This window comes from Dactylosporangium sp. NPDC049742 (genome assembly GCF_040674675.1).
Classification (GTDB): domain Bacteria; phylum Actinomycetota; class Actinomycetes; order Mycobacteriales; family Micromonosporaceae; genus Dactylosporangium; species Dactylosporangium maewongense.
This window is the reverse complement of the sequence record NZ_JBFANF010000037.1, coordinates 74751-93768: the sequence shown is the minus strand read 5'-3', so window position 1 is coordinate 93768 and position 19018 is coordinate 74751. Positions and strand designations below refer to the sequence as shown.

Below are 19018 nucleotides of genomic sequence, written 5' to 3'. Positions count from 1 at the left end.
CGTGAGCGGGCCGGAGCGCAGCGGAGGAGCCGCGAACCAGCATTGCAGGGTTGGCTCAGGCCGGCGCCGGAGCGCAGCGGAGGTGACGGCGTGAGCGGGCCGGAGCGCAGCGGAGGAGCCGCGAACCAGCATTGCAGGGTTGGCTCAGGCCGGCGCCGGAGCGCAGCGGAGGTGACGGCGTGAGCACGGGTTGGGCTTTGCTGGTGTCGGCGGTGCTGCTGGCGGCGAACGGGTTCTTCGTGGCCGCCGAGTTCGCCCTCGTGGCCAGCAAGCGGCACCGCCTCGAGCAGGCCGCCGCCGACGGGAGCCGGGCCGCGGCCGCCGCGCTCGCCGGCAGCCGCGAGCTGTCGCTGATGCTCGCCGGCGCGCAGCTGGGCATCACGCTGTGCTCGCTGGGGCTCGGCGCGCTCGCCGAGCCCGCGATCGCGCACCTGCTCGACCCGCTGTTCCACGCGGTGGGGCTGCCGGAGCGGTTCAGCTACCCGATCGCGTTCGTGATCGCGCTCGCCGTCGTGGTGTTCCTGCACATGGTGGTCGGCGAGATGGCGCCGAAGTCGTGGGCGATCAGCGACCCGGAGCGCTCCGCGCGGGGGCTGGCGCTGCCGTTCCGGGCGTTCACCCGGGTCGTGCGGCCGCTGCTGGCGGTGCTCAACGGCCTCGCGAACGCGTGCCTGCGGCTCGTCAAGGTGCGGCCGCAGGACGAGCTGTCCGCGGCGCACGGGCCGGAGGAGCTGATGATGCTGCTGGAGTCGTCCCGGCAGCACGGCACGCTGGCCCAGGACCAGCAGGAGCTGCTCAGCCGGGTGCTGCAGCTGCAGGACACCACCGTCACGCAGGTGATGACCCCGGCGGCGGCGATGGTGACGGTACCGCTGGACGCCACCGCGACCGACGTCGAGCTCGCCAACCGGTCCACGGGCCGGTCCAGGTTCCCGGTCGTCGGCGCCACGGGCGGCGTCGTCGGTGTCGTGCACGTCCGCGACGCGCTGCGGGCGACGACGGCCGGCACGGCGGCGACCGCCGCCGACCTGATGATCACCGCGTTCACCCTGCCGGCCCGCACCAGCGTGCTCGCCGCGGTCCGGGCGATGCGGGAGTCCCGGGCGCAGCTCGCCGTCGCCACCGAGGACGGCGCGCCGGTCGGCCTCGTCGCCCTGGAGGACCTCCTGGAGGAGGTCATCGGCGAGTTCGACGACGAGACCGACGTCGTGACCGGCGCGCGGTCAGGTCACGCGCTGCTGGTACGGAGCGCTGCGCAGCGCCGCGACCGGTGACCATTCGGCGAGCACGAGGGTGGCGTCGTCGGCCGGCGCGCCGCCCTGGTGCTCGGCGACGGCGTGCGCGAGCCGGCGCAGGGTCTCCGGCGCGGGCAGGCCGGCGCTCGCGTGCCGCTCGGTGAGGTCGATGAGCCGCCGCACGCCGAACTCCTCCCCGGCGGCGTCGCGGGCCTCCGTGACGCCGTCGGTGTAGAGCAGGAGCCGGTCGCCACCCTCCAGGTCCTCCTCGGCCACCTCGACGTCGTCGTGCACCCCGAGCGGCATGCGGCGACCGGCCGCGAGGTCGTGCACGACCCGCCCGGTGCGCAGCAGCAGCGGCCGTGGGTGTCCGGCGTTGATGTACCGCAGCCGCCCGGCCTCCAGGTCGAGCTCCGCCAGCACGGCGGTCACGAACCGGCTGTCCGGGAACTGCTCGGTCAGCGCGGTGTCGGCGGCCCCGGCCTGCGCCCGCAGGTCACCGCCGGCGCGGCGGACCGCGCGCAGCGCCGACATCGCCACCCCGCAGGCGAGGCTGGCCGCGAGCCCGTGCCCGACGGCGTCGAGGATCACGATCCTGGCCCGCGCGCCGTCGATCGCGTAGTCGAAGCCGTCGCCGCCGACGTCGTAGCACGGCTCGAGGATCGCGCTGATCACCATCCGGTCGCAGGCCGACGTGAGCGGCGGCAGCAGCTGCCGGAGCAGCTCGGCGGCCGGCGTCATCGACCGGGACCGGCGCACCTGGGCGAGGAAGTCACCCTTGTGGGAGGTGACGGTGACCAGGTGGCCGATCAGCCCGGCGAGGGTCTCGCAGCGGGCCCGCAGCGACCCGTCGCGCACCTCCGGCTCGTCGTCGCCGACCTCGAACTCGACGACCCCGAGCCGGTCGGTGCCGTTGACCATCGGCACGCACCAGCCGCGGTCGCCCCTCGGCATCGACGTGACCATCGCGAACGCGCGCCCCGCCGCCGTCGTCTCCACCGACTGCGGCGGAGGCAGCGCGTACCCCGGGCGGGGCACCGGACACAGGACCCGCTGCTCCTCGTCGACCAGGTAGATGGTCGCGTCGATCCCGAGCGGCGCCAGCGCCGCGTCCACCGCCGTCGCCAGCCCGTCCGGCTGGAACAGATGCGATCCGTCGAGAATCGCACTGAACGCTTCGAGCCAGCGCGCTTCCACCGTCGCCGCCATGCCTCGCTCACCCCTCGGCAAACCAAACACGGTCGCGTGTGCGACCCATCCGTCACACCGGCCGCTCGTGTCACCCGCGGCCGGTGTACGGATTCCCAACCTCGCCGCGCGGGAAACGGACCCTGCGGCCACCCGCAGGTTCCCGTTACGCTCGGGGTTGTGGAGTTCTCCCTGGACCGTGACGAGTCCCAGGTGGCGGATGAGCACGTCACCGCCGACGTCACCGACCGCGACGGTGCCGTCGTCGTGTCGGTGCGGGGCAAGGTCCTCTACGACACCCTCGCCCCGCTCGCCGACGTCCTGTCCGACCTGACCCAACGTCCGGAGCTGCACCTGGTGCTGGAGCTGTCGGACGTGCCGATGTGCGACTCCAGCGGGCTCAACCTGTTCGTGCGGACGCGGTCGAGGCTCGCCGAGACCGGGGGCTGGCTGCGGCTGACCGGCACCCGCCCCCTGGTCGACAACGTGCTGCACATCACCAACCTCGACCGCATTCTCACCCGCTACGCCACCGTGGAGGAGGCCCTCGCCGCCGGCTGACGATCCGGCACCGCATCCCGGCCGCCCGGCGTTGAGCAAGGTGGCGGTCGGCAAGCCGGCGAGCGAGGCCCGCGGGCCGGAGCACCGGCGATTCCACCGATGCCGCGGCCCGCCGCCGCGGCCAGGGTGACATCCATGGCACCCAATGCATCGGCACGACTCGCCACCACCCTCCTGGCCGTCCTGACGCTCGTCGCCGCGCCGGCCGTGCCCGCGCACGCCGCGCGGGAGGCGCCGCCGGTCACCGTCACCGGGCCGCTGCCGGGCACCGTCCCCGGCGACCCGAAGGCCGCGGACGTCCGCGACACGTACCCGTTCTTCTCCACCACCGACGACCTCGCCGCCGCCGGCTACGTCGAGCAGGAGTTCCTCGTCGCCGGGGCGGCCGACGGCTGGGACACCGCCGGCAACCAGGTGGCGACCGGCGTGCCCTTCCGGACCAGGGTGGTGGTGCGCCGGCCCGCCCACCCGGCCCGCTTCAGCGGCACCGCGCTCGTCGAGTGGCAGAACGTGACCGCCGGCTACGACCTCGACGCCCTGTGGGACCACGACGCCATCACCCGGCAGGGGCACGCGTGGGTGGGCGTGTCCGCGCAGCGCGTCGGCGTCGAGCAGCTGCGCGGCTGGAGCCCGGTCCGGTACGGCACGCTCGACGTCACCGGGGGCGGCCGGTTCACCGCCGACGAGCTGTCCTACGACATCTTCGCGAAGTCCGCGGCGGCCGTCACCAGGGCGTTCCGGCCGCGGACCACGCTCGCGATCGGCGCCTCACAGTCCGCCGCCCGGATGACGGTGTATTACCAGAGCATCCTGCCGAAGGTGACGCCGGTCTTCGACGGTTACGCGTTCGTCGTCGGGTCCGCGCCGACCCGGGCGAGCGCCGAGCCGGTGTTCCAGGTGCTGTCCGAGACCGACGTGCGGACCCCCGACCGGCCCGCCGACACCGACCGGTTCCGCCGCTGGGAGGTCGCCGGCGCCGCGCACTCCGGCTGGCGCGGCCAGGAGTACCGGGCGCCGATCTCCGTGCGGGACCTGGGGGCGGCACCCCAGTACACCTGCGGCAGCCCGCCCTTCAGCAGGGTGCCGCTCGACCATGTCGTCGCCGCCGCGTACGACCACCTGATCCGCTGGGTGCGGCGGGGCACTCCCCCGCCGGTCGCTGCCCCGCTGGCCTTCGGCGCCGACGGCACGAAGACCCGCGACGCGCTCGGGCTCGCCACCGGCGGCATCCGGTTGTCGCACGTGTCGGTGCCGACCGCGCTGAACACCGGCGACAACACCGGCGAGACGTTCTGCCGGCTGTTCGGCACGCACCAGCCGTTCGATTCCGCGACGCTGCGGCGCCTGTACCCGCACCGCGGCGAGTATCTGGCGAAGGTGATCCTGGCGGACCTCGCCAACGTGCGGGCCGGGTACCTGCTGCCGGCCGACGCGTGGCAGAACGTCGTGGGGCGTTCTTAGACAACCTTTAACCGGCTCACAGGCACCTGTCAGCCGGCCCCCCAATAGTTGAACGCATGACGATGACAGTTGCGGCGCCGCGCCCGGCCGCGACCCCCAGGTGGTGGGCAGACGCGGGCGGCGTGGCGGCCACGGCGAGCCTGCTCGTCGTGGCCGCGCTGTGGGTGGCCAACGGCGGCGTCCAGCAGCTCCTCACCGGCGGCGGCGACGCGTGGTCCGCGGCGGGCCGGCTCACCGGCCTGGTCTCATCCGACCTGCTGCTGCTCCAGGTGCTGCTGATGGCGCGGGTGCCGCTGGTCGAGCGGGCGTTCGGGCAGGACCGGCTGGCGCGCTGGCACCGCTGGACCGGGTTCACCTCGTTCAACCTGATGGTCGCGCACATCGTGCTCATCACCGTCGGCTACGCGGTCGCGTCCGGCGCGAACGTGTTCGCCGAGCTGTGGGAGCTGACCGTCGAATACCCGGGGATGCTGCTCGCCGCCGCCGGCACGGTCGCGCTGGTCATGGTCGTGGTCACGTCGACGCGGGCCGCGCGGCGCCGGCTGCGTTACGAGTCGTGGCACCTGCTGCACCTGTACGCCTACCTCGGCGTGGGGCTCGCCCTGCCGCACCAGCTCTGGACCGGCGCGGACTTCCTCGCCTCGCCGCTGTCCACGGCGTACTGGTGGACGCTGTACGCCGTGTCCGCCGGCGCCGTCCTCGTCTACCGGGTCGGCCTGCCGGTGTGGCGCAACGCGCGGCACCGCCTGACCGTCAGCCACGTCGTGCCGGAGGGTCCGGGGCTGACCTCGGTCTACCTGACCGGCCGGCACCTGCACGAGCTGCCGGTCCGGGCCGGCCAGTTCCTCCAGTGGCGGTTCCTGGACGGTCCCGGCTGGACGAGGGCGCACCCGTACTCCCTGTCGGCGACCCCGCACACCGGGGTGCTGCGCATCACGGTGAAGGACCTCGGCGACGGCAGCTCCCGCGTCGCGTCGCTCGCGCCGGGGACCCGCGCGCTGGTCGAGGGCCCGTACGGGCGGCTCACCGGCGAGTCGTACACCGGCGGCCCGGTCGTCATGATGGCCTGCGGCATCGGGGTGACGCCGCTGCTCGCGCTGCTCGGCGAGCTGCCCTACCGCGCCGGCGAGGCGACCCTGCTCTACCGTGCGCGCAGCGAGGCGGAGATCGCGTTCCGCGACGAGCTGGACTGGCTGGCGCGGCAGCGCGGCGTCCGCGTCGTCTACCTGCTGGGCCCGCGCGCCGGTGACGCGTCGTGGCTGCCGCGGCACGCCGCGGGGATCGGCGACGTGGCGGCGCTGCGCAGGGTGGCGCCGTCGATCGCGGCGGCCGACGTCTACGTCTGCGGGCCCGACTCGTGGACCGGGGCGGCCAGTGCCGCCGCCCGCGCCGCCGGGGTCCCCGCGTCGCGCGTGCACACCGAACAGTTCGCCTGGTAACGGAAAGGATCGCCCCGTGCGACGGATCACCTTGTGGCTGCTGTCGACGCTCGCCGCCGTGGTGCTGCTGTTCAGCTACCGCACCAGCCTCGGCGGCACCGCGACCGCTGCCCCCGGCTCGGGAAGCGCCGCCGGCGGGAGCGGCACCACGAGCGGCGGCGGCGTCACCAGCGGCGGCAGCGGCAGCGGTACGGGCAGCGGCAGTACGGGTACCGGCGGTACGGGCGGTACCGCCTACAACGGATCTGTGGTGTCGACGCGATGGGGCGACATCCAGGTCACCATCACCGTCGCCGGTGGGAAGATCACCGGCGTGACCGTGCCCGTGTACCCGGACGCCAACGGCAAGGACCGGCAGATCAACGCCCGCGCCCTGCCGATCCTCAACAAGGCCGTCGTCGCCGCGCAGAGCGCCGACATCGACACCGTCTCCGGCGCGACCGTCACCAGCGACGGCTACAAGGAGTCGCTGCAGGCCGCGATCGACGCCGCGCACCTGTCATGACCGCCACCCTGCCCCGCCGCGCGTGGGTCGAGCAGATCATGGGGCTGCCGGTCTCGGTCCACCTGCGCGGCCCCGGCGCCGGCGACCCGCCCGCCGAGGCCGCGGTGGCCCGGGTCTTCGCGGACCTGCGCCGCGACGACGCGGCGTTCAGCCCGTACCTGGACGGCAGTGACCTGTCCCGCTGGGAGCGGGGCGAGGCGCCGCCGACGCCCGAGCTGGAGGCCGTGATCGCGCTGTGCGACGAGGCGCGGGAGCGCACCGGCGGGTGGTTCGACCCGCGGGGGCTGCCCGACCCGCGCACCGGCCGCCCCCGGTACGACCCGTCCGGGCTGGTCAAGGGGTGGGCCGTGCAGCAGGCGGCGGCGCACCTGCCGGCCGGGCTCGGCTGGTGCGTCAACGCCGGCGGCGACGTGCTCGTCCACGCGCCGGACGGGCAGCCGCCGTGGCGGATCGGCGTCGAGGACCCGGACGCGCCCGGGGACCGGGTGGCGCACGTCGTGACCCTGGGTACGGGCGCCGTCGCCACCTCCGGCCGCACCCACCGCGGGGATCACATCGTCGACCCGTACACCGGCAATCCCGCGACCGGAGTACGGGCGGTCACCGTGACCGGCCCGGACCTGCTGTGGGCCGACGTCTACGCGACCGCCGCCGCGGCCCGCGGACCATGGGCGATGGACTGGCTGGAGGAGCTCGAAGGCTACGAGGCGCTCATGGTGACGGCGTCGGGTCTCGTCCGGGTCACCGAGGGCTGGCCCGCCGGCTGAGGCCCGGGTGAGGCAAGCTGGGCAGCGGAAGGGGTGACGGAATGCGGATCCTGGTCGTGGACGACGACGCCGCCGTGCGGGACTCGCTCGCACGGACCCTGCGGTTCGAGGGCTACCAGGTCGACACCGCCCGGGACGGGCAGGAGGCCGTCGACGCCGCGCACGCCGACGAGCCCGACGTGATGGTCCTCGACGTCAGCATGCCGCGGATGGACGGCCTGCAGGCGTGCCGCCGGCTGCGCGGCGAGGGCGTGCTGGTGCCGGTGCTCATGCTCACCGCCCGCGACAGCGTCGGCGACCGGGTCGCCGGCCTCGACGCCGGCGCCGACGACTACCTGGTGAAGCCGTTCGCGCTGCAGGAGCTGCTGGCCCGGATCCGGGCGCTGCTGCGCCGGTCGCTGCTGTCCGCGCCGCCGGAGCCGCCGTCGGAGCTGCTCACCTTCGCCGACCTGCGGCTCGACCCGGCGACCCGGGAGGTGTGGCGGGGCGGCAACCCGCTGCGGTTGACCCGCACCGAGTTCACGATCCTCGAGGTGTTCCTGCGCCACCCGCGGCAGGTCCTGACCCGCGGGATGCTGTTCGAGCACGTGTGGGGCTACGACTTCGGCGAGACGTCCAACAGCATCCACGTGTACCTCGGCTACCTGCGCCGCAAGCTGGAGGCCGACGGCGGCCCGCGCCTGCTGCACACCGTCCGCGGCGTCGGCTTCGTCCTGCGGGAGGAGCCCCTGTGAAGCCTGCGCGAGGAGCCCCGGTGAAGCCTGCGGGACGAGCCCCGGTGCGGCGGGTCCGGGCGGTGCTGGGGCGGTGGTGGCGGCGCAGGACGCTGCACGACCGGCTGTCGCTGCTGGTCACGGCGGCGGTCGCGGCGGCGGTGCTGACGGTCGCGGGGATCGCGTTCGCGGCGGTCGCGCAGATCCAGCGCCAGCAGCTGCGCTCGCAGCTGGAGACCGACGCGCGGTCCGTCGTCGCGCAGCCCGAGCTGTGGCGGGACGGCCCGCCGCCGCAGGGGCCGGGCGGGCGGCGGGATCCGCGGTTCCGGCGCGACATCGGGCCGCGCTGGCAGGTGCTCGGCCGCGACGCCACCGTCACCGCGCACTCGACGAACGACCTGCCGGTCACCGACGGCGCGCGGCGGGTCGCGACCGGTGAGGAGCAGCAGGTCCAGGAGCGGGTGTTCCTCGACGGGCACAGCTACCTGATGCTGACCGTCGCCGCGGGCCGGGGCGGCGGGGCGGTGCAGGTGGCCGCCGACCAGACCCCGGCGAACCGGACGCTGACCATGTTCGGGCTGCTCATGGCCGCCGGCTGCGTGCTGGGCATCGGCGGGGCGGCGGCGCTCGGCCGGACCGTCGCCCGCGCCGGGCTGGTCCCCGTGCAGCAGCTGACGAAGGCCGTCGAGGACGTCGCCGTCACCATGGACCTGAACCGGCCCGTCCCGATCCACGGCGTCGACGAGATCGCCCGCCTCGGCCAGTCGGTGAACACGATGCTCGCCGCGATCGACGCCGCCCGCCAGTCGCAGCGGACCCTGGTCGAGGACGCCAGCCACGAGCTGCGGACCCCGCTGACCAGCATCCGCACCAACATCGAGCTGCTGCTGGCGGTGGAGCGGCAGCCCGAGCTGGCGCACCGGCTGCCGCCGGAGGAGCGGGCGAAGCTGCTGCGGGACCTCGACGCCCAGGTCGGCGAGCTGGCGGCGCTCACCACCGAGCTGGTCGAGCTGGCGCGTGAGGAGACGACCCGGGAGCCGGCCGAGGACGTCGAGCTGACCGACGTCGTGGCGGCCGCGATCGACCGGGTGCGCATCCGCGTCCCGGCGGTGACCTTCACGTTCGACGCGGACGCCGCCCCCGTCCACGGCCGGCCCAACGAGCTGGAGCGCATGGTCGTCAACGTCCTCGACAACGCCGCCAAGTGGAGCCCGCCCGGCGCCACCGTGCACACCGGGCTCACCGCCGAGCAGGGCTGGTGCGTGCTGCGGATCGCCGACACCGGCCCCGGCATCGACGCCGAGGACCTGCCGCACGTCTTCGACCGCTTCTACCGCTCGCCGGCCGCCCGTGGCATGCCGGGCTCGGGCCTCGGCCTCGCCATCGTGGCGCAGACCGCCGCCCAGCACGGCGGCACGGTCACCGCCGCCCCCAACGACCCGCGCGGGACCGTCGTCACGATCCGGCTGCCGCGCCTGTAGCGGCCCCGCGGTCCTTCCACAGCACCACGCCCGCGCTGGCCGTGACGACGAACCCGATCGCGGCGATCTGCGCCGGGTGCAGGTCCTGGCCGAGGAGCACCCACCCCATCAGCGCCGCGATCGCCGGGCCGAGGCTCATCAGCACCGCGAACGTCGACGTCGGCAGGCGGCGCAGCGCGGTCAGCTCGAACGTGTACGGCAGTACCGACGACAACACCGCCACCGCGGCGCCCAGGGCGAGCACGCGGGGGCCGGTCAGCGCCGCGCCGGCGTCGAGGATCCCGGCGGGCAGGGCCAGCAGCGCGGCGACGAGCATCGCGAGGGTCAGGCCGTCGCGCTTCGGGAACGTGGCGCCGGCCCGCGCCGACAGCATGATGTAGCAGGCCCAGGCGGTGCCGGCGAGGAACGCGCAGCCCACCCCGAGCGGGTCGAGCTGGTCGAACCCGCCGCCGCCGAGCAGCGCCACCCCGGCGAGCGCGAGCAGCGCCCACAGCCACGCCACCCGCCGCCGCGCGGTGACCACCGACAGCGTCAGCGGCCCCAGCACCTCCAGGGTGACGACCGGACCGATCGGCATGCGCGCGATGGCGACGTAGAACGCGAGGTTCATGCCGGCGAGGACGGCGCCGAAGAGGCCGACGAGGATCCATTGCCGGGTGGTGTACCCCCTGAGCCTCGGCCGTCCGATCGCGACGAGGACCGCGCTGCCGATGAGCAGCCGCAGCGACACGACCCCGGCCGCCCCGGCGAGCGGGAAGAGGGTGGTGGCGACGGCAGCTCCACTGTGGACGGACGTCTGCGACGCGAGGACCCGCCACACCCCGCCGCCCTTGGACTCGACGGCGACGGTGGTCGGTGCGGGCGCGGTCAGGACGTCGGTCACACGGCAACGCTATGCAGTGGCGCGGATCATGGGAAATGCCGTTTCGCCGCTGGTTATGCTTGACACGCATGACCAGTCCGCAGCGCGGCGGAGGGGCCGGTCATGCGTCGGGCCTGTTGAAGGCGGCGGGAATGGCGACCATCGAGCTGCGGCACCTCCGGGGGTTCCTGGCCATCGCGGAGGAGGGCAACCTCACCCGCGCGGCCGCCCGGCTGCACCTGACCCAGCCGGCGCTGACCCGCACCCTGCAGCAGCTGGAGGCGCACCTCGGGGCCCGGCTCGTCGACCGCTCCACGCACCACCTGGCGCTGACCCCGGCCGGCCACGAGTTCCGCCGCAACGCGGCCGCCGCGATCGCCGCCGTCGAGCACGCCCTCGACCCCGACCGGTCCCGGGGGCTGCCGGTCCGGCTCGGCCACGCGTGGTCGGCGCTCGGGGCGTACACCACCAGCCTCCAGCGACGGTGGAAGCGGGCGCACCCAGAAACCGTGCTGGAGCTGCTCCGCCTCAACGAGCGCAGCGCCGGCCTCGCGTCCGGCACGGTCGACGTCGCCGTGCTGCGCGGCGCGCCCGACGTCCCCGGCGTGGTGACGGCCCACCTGATGCGCGAGCCCCGGTTCGCCGCCGTCGCCGACGACAGCCCCCTGGCGGGACGCGCCTCGCTGACACTGGCCGACCTAGCCGCGGAGCCCTTGGCCCTGAACACGGTGACCGGCAGCACGACCCTCGCCCTGTGGCCACCGGACGCCGCCCCGTCACACGTCGTGCCCGTGAAGAACACCGACGACTGGCTGTCGGTCATCATCGCCGGCGACGCGGTCGGCGTGACACCCGCAGGCACCGCCGCAATGCACCCCAACCCGGCGGTACAGTACGTCCCGCTCACCGACGCACCCCCGGTCGACGTGATCCTCGCGTGGCGGGAGCCCTTCACCCACCCGGCCGTGCCTGACCTGCTCCGCCTCGCCCACGACGTCGTCAAACGCTGACCGACGCCGCACCTGGGAATGTCCATTGTGTACTCCGCCCCGGTACCGCCCGCCCCCAGACGTCCTCCCCGCACCGCTGCGCCACGTCCGCGTGACAGCGGCCGCGTCGAGCCGTGGAGCGCCCGGCCGCCCACCCGCCCCTCGGTGTCACTGCTCCAGGTGCTGCCGCGCGAGCTGTGACGAACGCGTCCGGGCCTCCCCGGCGGCCTCCTCCTGCTGCCGCACGGCACCACCGCCACGCTGCGCCACCACCCGGACGCCTCGGTGGCCGACGCTCCCCCGCCGGTGCTCGGCGCGCTGCCCGGTCGTCCTCCTCCAAGCCGCCGCGCCCACACACTCCCAGGAGGCCCGGCAACCGGCGAGCCCGCCACCACACCGGGGCTGCGGCGCTGCTCGCCCTACTGCACGACGAGCTGCGGCAGCCCCGCCCCGGGGCCGCCCCGATCGCCGCCTGGGGTCGCCGAGCCGCCGCTCCTACAGGCGATCCAGGCCGCCTGCGCGCTCCTCGGTATCGCCCGCACGGTGCGCTGCCGGGCGACCTGTGGCTGGACACCGTCGGCAAACGCGTCCGGACCTCCCCCGGCGACCTCCTGCTGCCGCACGGCACCACCGCCACGCTGCGCCACCACCCGGACGCCCCGGTGGCCGACGCTCCCCGCCGCCCGACGAGGACATCCTGTCGCTGCTCCGCGGCCCGGTCACCGTGCTCCTGTGCGCGAACCTGGCCGTGACCGGTGCGCCCGGCAACGGCTGCTGCTCCGCGCTGCCCGGTTGTTCTCCTCCAAGCCGCCGCAACCCCACACTCCTAAGGAGGCCCGGCAACCGGCGAGCCGCCACCACACCGGGGGCTGCGGCGCTGCTCGACCTACTGCACGACGAGCTGCGGCAGCCCCGATCGCCGCCTGGGTCGCCGAGCCGCCGCTCCTGCAGGCGATCCGGGCCGCCCTCGCTGGCCCAATCGTGTACTCCGTCCCGGCACCGTCCGCCCCCAGACGTCCTCGCCGCGCCGCTGCGCCACGTGCGCGTGACGGCGGGTGCCATCGGCCGCGTCGAACCGGCCACGCTGAGAAGCGCCCGGCCGCCCGCGCTCCCGCCGGCCGCACCACCACCCGCGGCAGCACCGCCGGTCGCAGCGGCCCTGGTCACAGCGGCCCTGGTCGCGGCGGCCCTGGTCGCGGCGGCCCTGGTCGCGGCGGCCCTGGTCGCGGCGGCCCTGGTCGCGGCGGCCCTGGTCGCGGCGGCCCTGGTCGCGGGTCCGGCGCCGCCTCCTGCCCCGTCGCGGTCCGTCGTCGCCGCGCCGGTGGCGGCCGCGCACTTCACGGCGCCCGGGCCGGTGGGGCGGGTCCGGCACGACACGGTGGCGCGGGCGGCGCCGGGGCTGCGACCGCTGCTCGACCTGCTGCACGACGAACTGCGGCAGCCGCACCCCGGGGCCGGCCGGTCGCCGCCAGGGTCGCCGAGCCGCCGCTCCTGCAGGCGATCCAGGCCGCCCTCGCTGGCCCAGCGACACCCCGGCTCCTGGCGGGCCCCTCGCCGGCGAGCGGATCGCCCACATCCTGGCCGCCGCCTACGCCGAGCCGCACCCCCTGGACGCCGCACCGCCTAGCCCACGTCGCCGGGACGGGCCGGCACCGCGCTCACGGCAAGGCTCCGGGCACTGGTCAGCGAGAGCCCGTCCAACCGCCTGACCCGCTGGCGCATGGACTTCGCCGCCCTGCTCCGCGACGAGCCGGCCCGCACCCTGAGCGACATCGCCGCCGCGGTCGGCTACGGCGACGAGCGCACCTTCGGCGCCGCGTTCCGCCGCGAGGTCGGCGTGCCGCCCGGCGCATACCCTGGCAATGCCGGCTGACTGCTCACGAACCACCGCCGGAATCAACGCCGGAGCCGCCGCCGAACCAGGCGTCGCTGTTGTGGCTGCTGGTCCACTCATAAGGGCCGGTCGGGCCCGTGTACAGCGGGCCGACCAGTCCGGGGACGTGGGGGGGCGCGAGGAACGCGGCCTCCGCCCGCGCCCGCGCCAGCAGCGCCCGGGAGCGGGCCGGCGGCGGGTCGACCCGCAGGAACAGTGCGCCCGCGGCCCCGGTCGCCGCGGCGGCGGTCGCGGCATCGAAAGAGAACAGGACCAGGCCGAGCGCCGCGACGGTGAAGAGCGGGATCGTCGCCTCGCGGAAGCGGCGGCGTTCGGGCGTGTCGAGCAGCAGGCAGGCGTCGACGAGGGCCCAGCCCTCGGTGCCGAGCAGGCGCCGCACCCGCGGGTCGACCGGCATGCTCCGCGGCGAGTGGGCCCCCGCCGGCAGCGCCGTGCACGGCGAGGTCCAGGTCCGCGGCGAGGGCGTGCGGCGGCCCGTCCCGGCGCAGCGCTCCCCGGTCGACCCCGTCAACCCCCGGACCGCACCGGCGACGCGTAACGCCGCCAGGGACGCCGCGGCGGCGCGGGACGAGCCGCCGCCCAGCAGCGCCAGGTGCAGCGGGCTCAGGTCGTGCACCTGCGGCCCGTGGGTCTGCCTGCGGCGCCACCAGAGCAGGCCGCCGATCAGGCAGCAGACGAGACCCGGGTAGGCCGCCCCCCAGATCAGGCCCATTCCCCATGATGCGACCATCGTCGGCACGCTGTCGTGCGTGTGGCCGATGGCTTGCGGGGGAGGACGACACGTGACGCTGCGGCGTAGCCACGGGGGGCGGACGGCGAAGGCCGTGTTGCTGCTGCACGGGTACACGCACGGGCCGCGGCAGGTCGAGCGGCTCGCCGGGCTGTTCTTCGAGCGCGGGTGCAACGTCTACGCGCCGGCGGCGCCGGGGCACGGCACGGCGGACGCCACGCACAGGGGGTTCACGTCGCGGGAGCTGCTGCGGTACGCCGGCGACGCGCTCGACGTCACCGCCACGCTGGGCGACGAGGTGGGGGTCGTCGGGGTGTCGGCCGGCGCGGCCCTCGCCGCGTGGCTCGGCGCGAGTCGCGGCGACACGGTCACCCGGCTGCTGCTGATCACGCCGCTGTTCGCGCCCCGGCGGCGGGTGCCGTGGCCGCTGACCACCCTGTACGGGCTGCGCCTCCTGCCGGACCACGTCGACGCGCGGGGCTACTCGTTCACGGCGGTCGCCCAGTACCTGCGGGTCACGGCGAACCTCCCGAAGCGGCCGGTGGTGGGCGCGCTGCGGCGGGTCGCGGTCGTGACGTCGCCGGGCGACACGGTCATCGACGCGGCGCGCGCCGTGGCCGTGCCAAGACGGCTGGCCGAGGCGGCCGGCGCGGCCTTCACCCACCACAGGTTGCCGGAGGGTGCGGGCCACGCCCACAACGTCATCGGCGCGCACGCCGAGGCGCTCGACGAGCTCTACGCCGACCTGTACGACGCCTGACCCATCACCCCGTGTGCCGCCCCGGCGCCCCCGTCGCAATGTGCCGGCCCGGGTGATGTGCCGGAGCATCCGGACCCGCACCCTGAGCGGACACGTCAACAACAGAAGCGGAAGCCGGGCGGGCGGGCCACCAGAAGCGCTCGCCGAGCAGCAGGGCGATCGCCGGCACGACCACGGTCCGCACCACCAGGGTGTCCAGCACGACGCCGATGCCGACGATCACCCCGATCTGCGTCAGCACGATCACCGGCAGCACCCCGAGCACGGTGAACACGGCCGCGAGCAGGATGCCGGCGGAGGTGATGACGCCACCGGTCGCGCCCAGCGCCCGGATCATGCCCGCCCGGGTGTCGCCCAGCGCCGCCGCCTCCTGCCGGGCCCTGGTGACGAGGAAGATGTTGTAGTCGACGCCGAGCGCCACGAGGAACAGGAAGCTCAGCAGCGGCACGCCCGCGTCGAGGGCCGGGATGTCCAGGACGTGCCGCAGCACCAGGCCGGCGGCGCCGACGCTCGCGGCGAAGCTGACGATGACGGTGAGCAGGAGCAGCACCGGCGCCACGACCGAGCGCAGCAGCAGCACGAGGACGAGCAGCACCACCAGCAGCACCAGGGGAACCACGACGGTGTTGTCGCGGCTGTACGCGTCGCGCTTGTCCAGGTCCGCGGCCGGTGCCCCGCCGACGAGCGTCTCGCCGGCCGAGAGCGCGCCGAGCGCCGACCGCAGCGCCCGGACCGTGTCGTCGGCGGCGGGCGTGCCCGATCCGGCCTTCAGGTCGACGCGCAGCTTGGTCAGCGTGCCGTCGTCGGAGCGCTCGGGCCGGCCGACCGCGGCGACGCCGGCCGTACCCTCGACGGCGGCCACGACCCGGTCGGCGGCGGCCGCGGGGGCGACCACGGTCACCGGCTGCGCCGACCCGGCGGGGAAGTGCCTGGCGAGGGCGTCCTGCGCGGTGACCGACTCGACCTGCGTGCGGAACTGCTCGGTCTGCGACAGCCCGATCGACGTGCTCAGCAGGCCGGCGGCGAGCGCCGCGAGCAGGACGGTGGCGCCGGCGAGGACCCTGGCGGGGTGCCGGCCGACGGCGTGCGCGACGCGGGACCACAGGCCGCGGGTCGTCGGGTCGTCGCTGCCGACCCGCGGCACGAACGGCCAGAAGATCCCGCGCGGCAGGCACACCAGCGCGGCGGGCAGCACCACGAGCCCGAACAGCAGCGCCACGACGACCCCGATCGCGGCGGCGACGCCGAGCGTCCGGTTCGCGGTCAGGACCGCCGCGAGCAGCGTCAGCAGCGCGAGGACGACGGTGCCGGCGCTGGCGACGACGGCCGGCGCGGCGTTGCGCAGCGCGACCCGCATCGCCTCCCGGCGGTCCTCGGCGCGGCGCAGCTCCTCCCGGTACCGGGAGATCAGCAGCAACGCGTAGTCGGTGCCGGCGCCGAAGACGAGCACGGACACGATGCCGCTGACCGACGCGTCGGTGCGCTCGCCGACGAGCACGGCGACCCACGGCAGCAGCTTCGCCACGACCTGGTCGCCGACGCCGATGACGACGAGCGGGACGACCCAGAGCAGCGGGCTGCGGTACGTGATGAGCAGCAGCAGCGCGACCACGCTGGCGGTGGCGATGAGCAGCGTGACGTCGGCGCCCTCGAACGCGGCGGAGATGTCGCGCCCGAACGCCGGCCCGCCGGTCACCTGCGCGGTCAGCCCGGCCGGCAGGCCGCCGTGCACGGTCTCGCGCAGCTTGTCGACGGCGGCGTACAGCTCGTCGCCCTCGCCGGTGAGCGTCACGGGCAGCAGCGCGGCCCGCCCGTCCTCGGCGACGACGGCCGGCGCCTGCCCGCCGGCGGTGGTCCTGGTCCGCTCGATCGCCGCGCGGTCGGCGTCGGTGAGGGGCGCGTCGCGTCGCTCGTACACCACGACGGCCACCTCGGCGCGGCCGCTGGCGAACCGGTCGGCCAGCTCGACGACCTTCGTCGACTGCTTGCCCGCCGGCAGCCCGTCGGCCGGCTCCTTCTCCGGCTGGGCGGGCGAGGTGAGGAACACCAGCGCCGTCAGCCCCACCGTGACCAGCAGGATCAGGACCGCGCCGAACCGGCTCGTGACGGCCGCCGTCACTCGTGTGCCCACGCTCTGTACCTTCCGGAGACAAATATTTCGACGATCGAACTTCCGTTGCCCCCTTGATACCCGCCCAACCCAAATCGACGCAAGAATCGACGCAGAAACTCGACCTGGATCACACCCCTCCTTTCCCGGCGCGGCGGCGTGTCGGAGGGTGTGGAGGTGGACGTGGACGCAGAGGAGTCGTTCCTGGCGTACGTGCGGGAGCGGGTCGCCGCGCTGTCGCGGATCGCGTTCCTGCTCACCGGGGACCGGCACCTGGCCGAGGACCTGGTGCAGGAGACGCTGCTGCGGGTGGCCGGCCGGTGGGGGCGGATCGCGGCCGGTGGGGACCCCGACCCGTACGTCCGCCGCGCCCTCTACCACCAGCACGTGTCCGCGTGGCGGCGGCACCGCGGGCGGACCGTCCACGTCGCGCACCCGCCGGACCGCCCCGGCCCCGACGAGTCCGACGCGGTCACCGGCAGCGTGGCCGTCCGCGCCGCGCTCGCCAGGCTGGCGCCGCGGCAGCGCGCCGTGATCGTGCTCCGCTACTTCGAGGACCTCACCGAGGCGCAGACCGCCGACATCCTCGGCTGCCGCGTCGGCACGGTGAAGAGCCAGACCCGCGACGCGCTCGCCCGGCTGCGGACCATCGCCCCGGAGCTGCTCGGCGACCCTTCCGAACTGGAGGTCCGAGGATGACGCAGGAGCTAGCCCGCCGCCTGGCGGCCGCCGCCGACGACATGCCCGCCGCCCGCGTCCCGTCCGACCTGTTCCGCCGCGGCCGCCGCCGTCACCGCGTACAAATGTCGACATTTGCCATTTTCGCTATTGTACTGGCATTTGCCGCTTCCATTGCACTTAGCGGGGTCGACGGCGCTGTGGTCCCGGCGAGCGGGACGAGCACCGTACCAGGGCGGTTGCACGAGCCCTGGCCCTGGCAGGCCGGCGTGGCCGGCTCGCCCCGAGGCCCGGCCGCGCTGCTGGTCAGCGGCGGGGGCGGCTACCAGGCGATGGACCTGCCCTTCACGTACGGCAGCCGCATCAGCGCGATCGGTCGCGACGGCTCCTACCGCGTCCTGCCCTTCGGCGCCACCTACCTGCAGGCCGGCCAGGACGTGCTGCTGTCCCCGGACGGCCGCTACGCCGCGGGCAACGGCACGTACGAACGCCTCCTCGGCACCGGCGACACCGACGTGTCCATCGTGGACCTGACCACCGGCGAGGAGCGGCGCCACCAGGGCTCCGGTCCCGCCGTCCCGGTCGCCTGGAGCCACGACGGCCGCCGCCTGCTGGTGCACCGGTTCGGCGCGTCCTCCTGGGCCGACACGCCCTTCGACGGCGCCGACACCACCGGGTCCGACAACGGCGCGCTGTGGCTGCTCGACGTCGGCTCCGGCGCCGCGACGCACCTGCTGGACCTGGGCCGCACCCGCCGCGGCGCCGCCGCCTTCTCCCCCGACGGCCGGACCGTCGCCGTCCAGCTCGGCCGCGAGCTCGCCCTGGTCGACACGGCCACCGGCACCCGCCGCCCGCTCGCCACCCTGCCCGCCGGCGCCCACCTCGGCGGCCCGTGGTCGTACACCGCGGACGGCACCGGCCTCGGCGTCCTCACCATCGCCGACGGCTGCACCACGGCCTGCTCCAACGTCGCCCGCAACGCCAGGTCCTGGCGCCTCACCGTCCTGTCCACCACGACCGGCACCGCGCTCCCCACGACGTTCCCCACCTTCGGCGGCGCCACGGCCCGCCTCGCCGGCTGGCAACGCGACGGCACCGCGGTCCTGGTCCGCTACACCGACGAGACGAACGGCGGCGAGCCCTCCTACGACCCACCGGCCGCCTACCGCGCCGTCTCCGACGCCGACCTCCTGGCCCTCACCCCCGCCGGCACCACGAAGTCCTTGCTCACCAAGCCCAAGGGCGTCATCTGGGACGTGGACGTCGCCACCGACCTGGTGACGGCCGGCGCCTTCGGCGGCCCATCCCCCGCCCCGTCGGTGCTCCCACTGGCCCGCTGGGCGGCGACCACGGTCTTCGTCGCCCTGTGGGCCCTGGCCATGCTCACCTGGCTCACCATCACCCTGCGCCGCAGATCCCGCCGCCGCCCACCCCCGCACCCCGCCGCGCAGCCAGGCAGCCCACCTGTCCGCCATCCAGGAGCTCGGTGATGCCGGCGGGCGGGGTCGTTGTGCGGCTGGAAACGAAGTCGCGCTCGCAGGTCGGATGTCGCACCCCGGAACCGCCGCGATCGCCTTGTGCAGCGCCCACGGCCCGTCGACCCCGCGCCGTTCGGGCAGACCGACCCTTCGGCGCGGCGGACCGC

Annotated in this window: 18 protein-coding genes and 1 pseudogene; 14 read left to right on the top strand and 5 right to left on the bottom strand. The window is 75.2% G+C overall.

Annotation, left to right across the window (positions count from 1 at the left end):
• Positions 1–179: 179 nt before the first annotated feature.
• Positions 180–1274, top strand: coding sequence for a hemolysin family protein (locus AB0J72_RS36110; RefSeq protein ID WP_363406879.1), 1095 nt, complete (start codon positions 180–182; stop codon positions 1272–1274).
• On the opposite strand, the gene AB0J72_RS36105 is transcribed toward AB0J72_RS36110, so the two are convergent.
• A complete protein-coding gene (locus AB0J72_RS36105) occupies positions 1224–2444 on the bottom strand; it encodes a PP2C family protein-serine/threonine phosphatase (RefSeq protein WP_363406876.1) in 1221 nt (406 codons plus the stop codon). The genes AB0J72_RS36110 and AB0J72_RS36105 overlap by 51 nt on opposite strands.
• A 159-nt stretch (positions 2445–2603) precedes the next feature.
• Between AB0J72_RS36105 and AB0J72_RS36100 the strand changes: the two genes are divergently transcribed.
• The 7 genes from AB0J72_RS36100 (at position 2604) to AB0J72_RS36070 (ending at position 9350) form a co-directional block, all read left to right on the top strand.
• Positions 2604–2984 (top strand): STAS domain-containing protein, encoded by a 381-nt coding sequence (locus AB0J72_RS36100; protein WP_363406873.1) that lies wholly within the window; start codon positions 2604–2606, stop codon positions 2982–2984.
• A 135-nt stretch (positions 2985–3119) separates the two neighbouring features.
• The gene (locus AB0J72_RS36095) at positions 3120–4445 is read left to right on the top strand and encodes an alpha/beta hydrolase domain-containing protein (RefSeq protein WP_363406870.1); all 1326 of its coding nucleotides are present in this window, start codon (positions 3120–3122) and stop codon (positions 4443–4445) included.
• A 56-nt stretch (positions 4446–4501) separates the two neighbouring features.
• Complete coding sequence (locus AB0J72_RS36090) at positions 4502–5884, top strand: ferredoxin reductase family protein (RefSeq protein WP_363406867.1); 1383 nt, start codon at positions 4502–4504, stop codon at positions 5882–5884.
• A gap of 16 nt (positions 5885–5900) precedes the next feature.
• Positions 5901–6389 (top strand): FMN-binding protein, encoded by a 489-nt coding sequence (locus AB0J72_RS36085; RefSeq protein ID WP_363406864.1) that lies wholly within the window; start codon positions 5901–5903, stop codon positions 6387–6389.
• Entirely contained in the window at positions 6386–7156 is a 771-nt protein-coding gene (locus AB0J72_RS36080) for an FAD:protein FMN transferase (RefSeq protein WP_363406861.1), read from the top strand. The genes AB0J72_RS36085 and AB0J72_RS36080 overlap by 4 nt, the downstream gene beginning before the upstream one ends.
• Positions 7157–7197: 41 nt before the next feature.
• Positions 7198–7890 (top strand): response regulator transcription factor, encoded by a 693-nt coding sequence (locus tag AB0J72_RS36075; protein ID WP_363406858.1) that lies wholly within the window; start codon positions 7198–7200, stop codon positions 7888–7890.
• Between the two features lie 20 nt (positions 7891–7910).
• The gene (locus tag AB0J72_RS36070; protein WP_363406855.1) at positions 7911–9350 is read left to right on the top strand and encodes a HAMP domain-containing sensor histidine kinase; all 1440 of its coding nucleotides are present in this window, start codon (positions 7911–7913) and stop codon (positions 9348–9350) included.
• Here AB0J72_RS36070 and AB0J72_RS36065 read toward each other — a convergent pair.
• A complete protein-coding gene (locus AB0J72_RS36065) occupies positions 9325–10233 on the bottom strand; it encodes an EamA family transporter (RefSeq protein WP_363406852.1) in 909 nt (302 codons plus the stop codon). The two genes, AB0J72_RS36070 and AB0J72_RS36065, sit on opposite strands and share 26 nt — an antisense overlap.
• Positions 10234–10301: 68 nt before the next feature.
• Here AB0J72_RS36065 and AB0J72_RS36060 point away from each other — a divergent pair, with 68 nt between their 5' ends.
• Entirely contained in the window at positions 10302–11222 is a 921-nt protein-coding gene (locus AB0J72_RS36060) for a LysR family transcriptional regulator (RefSeq protein WP_363406849.1), read from the top strand.
• A gap of 398 nt (positions 11223–11620) precedes the next feature.
• Here the strand turns inward: AB0J72_RS36060 and AB0J72_RS36055 are convergent, their stop codons facing one another.
• Entirely contained in the window at positions 11621–11824 is a 204-nt protein-coding gene (locus AB0J72_RS36055; RefSeq protein ID WP_363406846.1) for a hypothetical protein, read from the bottom strand.
• 416 nt (positions 11825–12240) lie between these two features.
• Here AB0J72_RS36055 and AB0J72_RS36050 point away from each other — a divergent pair, with 416 nt between their 5' ends.
• Both AB0J72_RS36050 and AB0J72_RS36045 read left to right on the top strand, forming a co-directional pair.
• A complete protein-coding gene (locus tag AB0J72_RS36050; protein ID WP_363406843.1) occupies positions 12241–12828 on the top strand; it encodes a hypothetical protein in 588 nt (195 codons plus the stop codon).
• A gap of 39 nt (positions 12829–12867) precedes the next feature.
• A pseudogene (locus tag AB0J72_RS36045) lies at positions 12868–13074 on the top strand (helix-turn-helix domain-containing protein); the annotation flags it as partial.
• A gap of 4 nt (positions 13075–13078) precedes the next feature.
• Here the strand turns inward: AB0J72_RS36045 and AB0J72_RS36040 are convergent.
• Positions 13079–13825, bottom strand: a complete 747-nt coding sequence (locus AB0J72_RS36040) for a TIGR04222 domain-containing membrane protein (RefSeq protein WP_363406840.1) — start codon at positions 13823–13825, stop codon at positions 13079–13081.
• 52 nt (positions 13826–13877) lie between these two features.
• Between AB0J72_RS36040 and AB0J72_RS36035 the strand changes: the two genes are divergently transcribed.
• Positions 13878–14585, top strand: coding sequence for an alpha/beta fold hydrolase (locus AB0J72_RS36035; RefSeq protein ID WP_363406837.1), 708 nt, complete (start codon positions 13878–13880; stop codon positions 14583–14585).
• A gap of 4 nt (positions 14586–14589) precedes the next feature.
• Here AB0J72_RS36035 and AB0J72_RS36030 read toward each other — a convergent pair whose 3' ends face one another.
• A complete protein-coding gene (locus AB0J72_RS36030; protein WP_363406834.1) occupies positions 14590–16716 on the bottom strand; it encodes an MMPL family transporter in 2127 nt (708 codons plus the stop codon).
• Positions 16717–16872: 156 nt separating this feature from the next.
• On the opposite strand from AB0J72_RS36030, the gene AB0J72_RS36025 reads away from it, so the two are divergent.
• Both AB0J72_RS36025 and AB0J72_RS36020 read left to right on the top strand, forming a co-directional pair.
• Positions 16873–17394 carry a SigE family RNA polymerase sigma factor gene (locus tag AB0J72_RS36025; protein WP_363406831.1) on the top strand — a complete coding sequence of 174 codons (522 nt, stop codon included), beginning with the start codon at positions 16873–16875 and terminating at the stop codon, positions 17392–17394.
• Positions 17395–17612: 218 nt separating this feature from the next.
• Positions 17613–18863: a hypothetical protein gene (locus AB0J72_RS36020; protein ID WP_363406828.1), complete on the top strand. Its 1251-nt coding sequence runs from the start codon at positions 17613–17615 to the stop codon at positions 18861–18863.
• Positions 18864–19018 lie beyond the last annotated feature (155 nt).

Excerpts from the sequence above, each read along its gene's own strand:
- AB0J72_RS36105 (WP_363406876.1), bottom strand. The coding sequence starts at position 2,444 with ATGGCGGCGACGGTGGAAGCGCGCTGGCTCGAAGCGTTCAGTGCGATT.
- AB0J72_RS36095 (WP_363406870.1), top strand. The coding sequence starts at position 3,120 with ATGGCACCCAATGCATCGGCACGACTCGCCACCACCCTCCTGGCCGTC.
- AB0J72_RS36090 (WP_363406867.1), top strand. The coding sequence starts at position 4,502 with ATGACGATGACAGTTGCGGCGCCGCGCCCGGCCGCGACCCCCAGGTGG.
- AB0J72_RS36080 (WP_363406861.1), top strand. The coding sequence starts at position 6,386 with ATGACCGCCACCCTGCCCCGCCGCGCGTGGGTCGAGCAGATCATGGGG.
- AB0J72_RS36075 (WP_363406858.1), top strand. The coding sequence starts at position 7,198 with ATGCGGATCCTGGTCGTGGACGACGACGCCGCCGTGCGGGACTCGCTC.
- AB0J72_RS36060 (WP_363406849.1), top strand. The coding sequence starts at position 10,302 with ATGACCAGTCCGCAGCGCGGCGGAGGGGCCGGTCATGCGTCGGGCCTG.
- AB0J72_RS36040 (WP_363406840.1), bottom strand. The coding sequence starts at position 13,825 with ATGGTCGCATCATGGGGAATGGGCCTGATCTGGGGGGCGGCCTACCCG.